General features: G+C 38.0%; 5 protein-coding genes and 1 pseudogene. 4 read left to right on the top strand and 2 right to left on the bottom strand.

Translation table 11 applies throughout. From position 1 onward, the window contains the following. The 3 genes and pseudogenes from B0B05_RS03710 to B0B05_RS03700 form a co-directional block, all read left to right on the top strand. Positions 1–283, top strand: a pseudogene (locus B0B05_RS03710) (IS4 family transposase); the annotation flags it as partial. Between the two features lie 92 nt (positions 284–375). Then, on the top strand, positions 376–1,755 hold the full coding sequence (locus B0B05_RS03705; RefSeq protein WP_076782136.1) for a RagB/SusD family nutrient uptake outer membrane protein: 1,380 nt from the start codon (positions 376–378) through the stop codon (positions 1,753–1,755). Continuing rightward, positions 1,745–4,228, top strand: coding sequence for an alpha/beta hydrolase family protein (locus B0B05_RS03700; RefSeq protein ID WP_076782135.1), 2,484 nt, complete (start codon positions 1,745–1,747; stop codon positions 4,226–4,228). The genes B0B05_RS03705 and B0B05_RS03700 overlap by 11 nt, the downstream gene beginning before the upstream one ends. Positions 4,229–4,244: 16 nt before the next feature. Here B0B05_RS03700 and B0B05_RS03695 read toward each other — a convergent pair whose 3' ends face one another. Together B0B05_RS03695 and B0B05_RS03690 are read right to left on the bottom strand one after the other, a co-directional pair. After that, positions 4,245–4,505, bottom strand: coding sequence for a DUF6520 family protein (locus B0B05_RS03695; RefSeq protein ID WP_076782134.1), 261 nt, complete (start codon positions 4,503–4,505; stop codon positions 4,245–4,247). A 51-nt stretch (positions 4,506–4,556) separates the two neighbouring features. After that, entirely contained in the window at positions 4,557–6,017 is a 1,461-nt protein-coding gene (locus B0B05_RS03690; RefSeq protein ID WP_143745933.1) for a MauE/DoxX family redox-associated membrane protein, read from the bottom strand. Between the two features lie 537 nt (positions 6,018–6,554). Here B0B05_RS03690 and B0B05_RS16530 point away from each other — a divergent pair. Beyond that, a partial coding sequence (locus B0B05_RS16530; protein ID WP_221406963.1) for a hypothetical protein occupies positions 6,555–7,005 on the top strand: 451 nt, incomplete at its 3' end.

Raw genomic sequence — 7,005 nt, 5'->3', positions numbered from 1 at the left:
GGTGGAAATATTTTTTCGGGACATTAAACAATTACTTCATATAAAATCTTTTATCGGAACTTCAGAAAATGCGGTGATGATACAAATTTGGACTGCCTTGATTACCATTCTCATCCTTAAGGCTTTGAAGGCGCAATCAAAATTCGACTGGTACTTATCCAATTTGGTAGCTTTTATACGACTGAATCTCTTTGTTAAAATCGACTTGCAAAAATGGCTAGATAAACCCTTCGAGGAGCACATAGAACCACCACCAAAATTCCAGCAGGGGGTTCTATTTTAAAAATTGGCAAATTTCAATGGATAAACACAATGAAATAGTCTAAATAATGTATGATAAATTTTATTTAGGACAGGATTGTTATCAAATTATTTATGAAAACAATAGCTGCGTCATTTTTAATAGTTTTACTGATCAATGCGCTATTGCAATCCTGCGACAATATGCTTGAAGTCGATCTTCCGGCTAACCAAATAGCAACAGAATACGTATTCAATAACCTTCAAAGCGCTGACGCTGCACTAGCCAGCCTGTACGGAAATTTGCGGGATAACTCTCCGATATCAGGAGGAGCGGGAGGTAGCGGAATATTGCTGGGAAACTACACCGATGATTTAGACTGCTATTCCCCAGCGGGTGAAAGCACAGGCATTCGTGATCTTTATCTGAATATACAAAATGATTCAAATGCGGCAGTACTTGGCTACTGGACCGCCGCTTACAAAGAAATTTATATGTCGAATGCTATTATCCAAGGCATGGAACAGTCAACAGGCATTTCAGAAAAAGATAAAGGAAGAATTATAGGAGAAGCCATATTGATAAGAAGCTTAATCTATTATTATCTGATGCAGGTTTTTGGTGATATACCATACACGACCAGTACGGATTACACCATGAACAGTTCCTTGTCTAGAATGCCAACATCCGATCTTAAAATTAGAATCAAAGATGATCTTATCACAGCTTTGAGCCTGATAGATGATCTTTACAGGAATACGGAAAGAATTTTTCCCAATAAAAAAGTGGTGCAACTGGTTCTTGCCAAAATTTATATGAGTGATCAGCAGTGGGACCAGGCAGAAGCATTGCTTGGCGATATTCTTTCAAGCCCACTTTACAGTCTTGAACCGGATGTCAACAAAGTATTTTTAAAATCAGGTTCCCATATTCTATGGCAGATCAAACCTAAAAATGCGAACGATCCGACTCAGGAAATACAATCTTTATATTTTGTCAATGCAGCGCCCTCACGCTATGCATTGTCTCCGAGCCTTATCAGTAGTTTTTCTGTAGAAGATAAAAGAAAACAAAACTGGATTGCAGCTGTTACCGTGGGCAATAATACTTGGTATCGCGCAGATAAATATAAAAATAGAACAACAAATGCAACAGAGTATTCTATTATATTCAGGATTGAAGAAGTTTACCTGATGATGTCCGAAGTGCTCGCTAAACAAAACAAGATTTCTCAGGCCCTTCCTTTCATTAATGCCATAAGAGGACGCGCAGGATTAAGTGCAATTAATGATAATATTACAGCCGATAGCCTCTCTAATGAAATTTTGCTTGAAAACCGCAGAGAGTTCTTTACTGAAATGGGACACCGGTTCTTAGATCTTAAGCAGGCTGGAAGGCTACAGTATCTGGTTACCGACAAGCCCAACTGGAAATCCTTTTCAGCATTATGGCCACTTCCCCAGAAGGAATTACTTCTTAATCCCAATCTAAATCCACAAAATAATGGTTATTAGAATAAGATTTATTTGTTTAATTTTTATCACATTACCCTTGTGTAGTGTCTTTGCTCAGGATGTCCCGCAGATTGACAGCCTAGATCAATGGCTGTCAAAATTTAAGGAACTTCGGTTGGAAGGGATTTCTTCTGATGGAAAATGGGTTGGTGTAAAAAAAATGTCAGCCTTTAAAGATGGCTCATTGGAAATCCTTAGTACATATAAATCATTTGTTCCAATTAAGTTATCTGGGACAAGCAAGGTGGTTTTTCTGAAAAACAGTAAACTATTGAGCTACGGGAACGGTAACCTATCATTACATGATCTTCGAAAAGGAAAGGTTAAAAGCTATGAGAAGATTAAGCAACACAATGTACTTAATAACAGAAAAGAGTATGTGGTACTGGATAGCACTAGCCATCTCAGTTTATATAATTTAGATGGAGAAAGGCTTAGTTATATTGACAGGGTGAAACGTTACATTAGTGATGAGAATGAAATTATATATGCAGAACAGAATGATGAGGGTTCAAGATTAGTTTTAAAAATGGTAGGCAATCAGGTTACTACAGTGTATTCCACCGCCCATATTATAGAACGGATGGAATTAAGTGAATTTAAGACTTATTTTTTGATTTTTGAAAAAATGAAATTATCAGACTTGCGAAGAGTGGTGGTGATAGATAAAGAGACAGATGCTGTGTGTTATCCACTTGGATCAGGATTTACGAGACAGGGTTATAGTACTGTACAAGAGGTCAAAGGCCGGGAATTAGCAATTATAAAAGTGGTCAACCAAAAAAGAAATGAACCTTCATATTTAGATATGTATTACAGTAATGACCAAGATTTAAAATCAGTAATGATGAGGAAAACCTCTGCCGAAGAATATTGGTTATGGAACAATAAAACAAAAAATGCTGAGAAATTCAATCTGGCTGCAAATCGATCAATTTGCGACATAGGAAGCGCTACTCAATTTTTAAATTTTAATGGAAATGAACTACGGGATTATACCTATCACCGTCCATTATTAAATATGAGTCTTTATAATATAGAGACCAAGCAAAATTTTTGTATAGGGACTATTGAACCGGAATTGGCAGCTTCTGAAGATGGAAGGTATCTGCTTTATCGTTTAGAAGATGAATCGTGGGAAATATTGGATAGTTCAACAAAACAGAGGAGAGCAATCTTAAATAGGGCGATTCGTAATCCTGTATTTACAATTGATAATTCATTCATTTTTTTTGAAAGTGACAACGGCTTACTTCAATATAATCTCAAAAATGGTCATTTTACACCTTTGACGATCGCTAAAGGAATGAGGGTAAGAATCGTAAATTCTGAAAAGAGCTATTTAATTACAGGATATAATATTTATCGCTCAACTATAATGCAGGACAAACCTCTCATTGTTGAAACTCAAGATCCTCTTGCTGGTGAGGTGTCATATTTATTAATCAAAAACAGTAAAGTAATACGCACAGTGCTCAGAAGTGAAAATCAGATCTCTTTTTTTCTGTATTCTGATCAACTGGACCGATATTGTTGGCTGGAAGAGAACTACAATCTACCACCTATAGTGAAAATTTCTGATGGTAATGGTAAATCTAAAGAAATATTTGGAATTTATGATGACAAAGAAGCCAAAACTATCAGACAGAAAATAATCACGTATGGATTATCCAGCGGAGCAAAACTTAAAGGATTGCTATATTATCCTCAACATTTCGATCCGTCTAGGAAATATCCTATGATAGTTCATATTTATCAGATTCAAAGCTCTAATAATAAGAACTTTCTTCGTGCGAGTTATGATGCGTTGGGATTTAATATTCGGATTCTGTTGGAAAAAGGCTATTTTGTATATTTACCGGATCTTATAACGGATGAGAGAGGACCAGGTATTTCAGGTCTTGATTGCATCAACAGGGCATTGGATGCTGTAAGGGATATAGCAAATATTGATTTTTCAAAGTTGGGTCTCATAGGGCACTCGTTCGGAGGCTATCTCACAAATTTTATTTCAACAAGATCAGATCGGTTTGCCGCCTATATTTCAGGCTCGGGAGTTAGCGACATCATACAGTCTTATTACTCGCTAAACCGTAATTTTCCGGGACCTCACTATTGGCAATTGGAGACTGGGCAATACCACATTTTATCATCATTTGCCGATAACAAAAAAATATTTTTCGACAATAACCCGATCTATAACGCTGATAATTTATGTGCTCCAATATTGTTATGGACAGGCAAAGCTGATGAAAATGTTGTCCCTGAAAATACAATGAGTTTGTATTTAAGTTTCAAGCGTTATAAAAAGGATGTTATCGCTCTACTGTATGATAAGAGCGGACATACTCTCACAGATATCACCGAAAAAAAAGATTTTAACAGGAGAGCTTTAGATTGGTGGGATTATTTTTTAAAAAATAAAAACGATATTTCTTGGATTAATAAACAGATGAAAAAAGGATGCTATTAAAGCATCCTATTTAATGTTATGGTTTAAATAATACTCTTCCGCACTCAGTCGGACTAGTCGGTGCATCGTGAAGTGCTGTAGTACCATCAACTGCCCATGTACAAACATCACCCTGAATATCACTACAGGTTTGGTTTACCTGTTCACAAAGGCCGCTTGCTGAATCAATCCTATATACAGGAGATATCATTGCGGCATTTTCTTTCGCTGCTTTGGTGGCAAATGCAGCCCCCGTGCCCATCAAAACTAAGGCAACGGCAATCATGAAATTTTTCATAATAAAAAAATTAAATTATGCCTACTCTTTAAAAGGTTTTCGGCTTCCCCTTCAGTTAAGTGTTTTTCTGAATTTATGCATGTAAATATTCTTACCGGATAGTGTTAAAATACCATCATTAATTGCTATAATCCCAGTAATTTGTTGCTCAGGAATATAAAAACTTCCTACATACTGATTCGATTCTGTACTATAAATATCAATGGTTTTGCGATTTCGATGGATTGTTGCGGGTTCGTGCCTGCCTCTACGCTCAGAAAGTATAAATACATAATTGTTAAAAGCCGCAACAGCGGCATTTACTTTTGTTGGCGGTGCCTTCATTTTATGATCACCATTAGAAAGTTTTACTATTTGAATATCTGCTTTAGATTGTTGATCAATTGTTTTCTGATATCGTATGCGTTTAAAACTGCTGTCAATAATAACGAATTGATTACGGTATAAATACGCATATATGACGCTGTTAGAAAGAGATAAATTCGGAATTATCTGACCGTCAAGGTCAAATATTCCGTCTTGTTGTTGTTTCAATATTTTTGGATACAACTTTATTTTTTGAGAGGACCTTAAATCGAGCTTCGCTAAAGTTAAAACATGCGTTTTGGAACTTTGTGTTCGAATAGCGAAATGAGCTGAATCTAATACTGCAAGTTGTGAAAAATAGGCCTTTTGATAACTAATAATTTGAGATGTCTTTGATCCAATCTTACCGCGGTATATGATAGGAACTGTACCATCATAAAGATAATAATAGGAATCTTTTACAGCGATTCGTAAGTTTTTGAAATTATAGCTTCCCAAATCCGGGTAGATCCTGTATTTATACCAAGAATTGTTTTCAAGATTTAGAGATAAAAAAATCAAAGGTGTTCTTCGGCTTCCAAAATAAATGATTTTATTATTCACTCCTGCGAAATAAAAATCACTGTCAGATAATGGTATAATTTCCGACTTTATGATAAAATTAGGCAGAAACCGCCTCGTAAAATTATTCTCCTTTTTGATAATGTATTCGGAAGAAAGGAAAAGGGCAACCATCACGGCACTGCTGATGGCTGCGCCTGTCAGCAGGTAAGCAGTTGTTTTGAGGGCTGGCCGTTTTGTCTCAGCATAAAATAGGGCGGTACATGCTAAGCCAACCATGATGATATTAAAAAACAGGTGCTCTTTCCAGCCCAGTTTCTCCAGGATGCCGCCACAGGAGCAGGGCACAAAGTCGCTGTAGTTAAGGATCAGGTAAATATAAACTGTAAAAGCAGCCATGAGCCCAAAAGAGGCATACAGTGCGGCCTTCCTGGTTTTAGGAACCAGCAGCAGCAAAGAAATCAACAGCTCCAGTGCAATGACCCCATAAGACACCACGCCGGCATAAGCACTCAGCATAGGAGACTGCGCCAGTTGCACCCGGAAGTTCTCAAAGTCCATTAGCTTGCTCACTGCGGCATAGATAAACAGCAGGACGAAAGCGTAGGGGATGAGCCTGGCGGCAAAAGTAATAATCCGTTTCATAATTCTTTTTTTACGGTTAAAGAGCAACAGAACCTGCGCCGGGGGGTATTGCCGGGCAAGCCTGTTGCAGAGCGGCCTTTGGCCTTTGAACATCTAAACCGGGAGGCAGCCTGTAAACAGGCGGCCAATCCCAGGCATCATGAGTCATCTTGCAGCAGGCTGCGAATCTTTGCAGATGTCTGAATGTTCTGAAGTCAAAGCTAACAGGTCTCATGGTGTTTTACAAGAACATGCTGTCAAGATTTATGTAATTTTGACAGCATTTTTCGTTGTATAAAGCCTCTGTAGATGGGGCTTTCCGGATTTTACAAAGCGGTTCTGGCTAAGGGCTGGTTAAGGAACGGTGACCGTGTCAAGATTTATGTAATTTTGACAGCATTTTTTAGGGGTTAAAGCCTCTGAGGATGGGGCTTTCCGGATTTTACAAAGCGGCGCTGGCGAAGAGATGATCAACCCAATCATTTTTTGACTAAACTTGAACTATTCCTACCTAAAAATAACCGTTATAACCATTTTTAGAATGTGATCTTTTTAGTAATGCATTTTATCAACCCGAAAATATTCCTGCCCTTAGCTGAACGCAGTGCCATTGCGCTCATCAACATGAGTATGATTAAAAAAAATCCTGGCGCTCTTGGCGTTAAAAAAATCCTCAATCTTCCAACATCCAACACCCATCTTCCAGCACCCATCCTCCATCTTCCAACATCCATCTTCCATCCTCCATCAGCCACCCCGAAAATATTCCTGCCCTTAGCTGAACGCAGTGCCGTTGCGCTCATCAACTTGAGTTTGATAAAAAAAATCCTGGCGTTCTTGGCGTTAAAAAAAACATCCATCTTCTATCTTCCATCCTCCATCCTCCATTCTCCATCTTCCATCTTCCAGCACCTATCTCCCATCTTCCATCTTCCATCACCCGACATCCATCCATCTTCCATCACCCCTCATCCAACATCCATCATCAATTCATCCACCCCGAAAATAT

It is taken from the genome of Epilithonimonas bovis DSM 19482 (genome assembly GCF_900108115.1).
Taxonomy (GTDB): domain Bacteria; phylum Bacteroidota; class Bacteroidia; order Flavobacteriales; family Weeksellaceae; genus Epilithonimonas; species Epilithonimonas bovis.
This window is presented reverse-complemented; position numbering and strand designations above follow the sequence as displayed.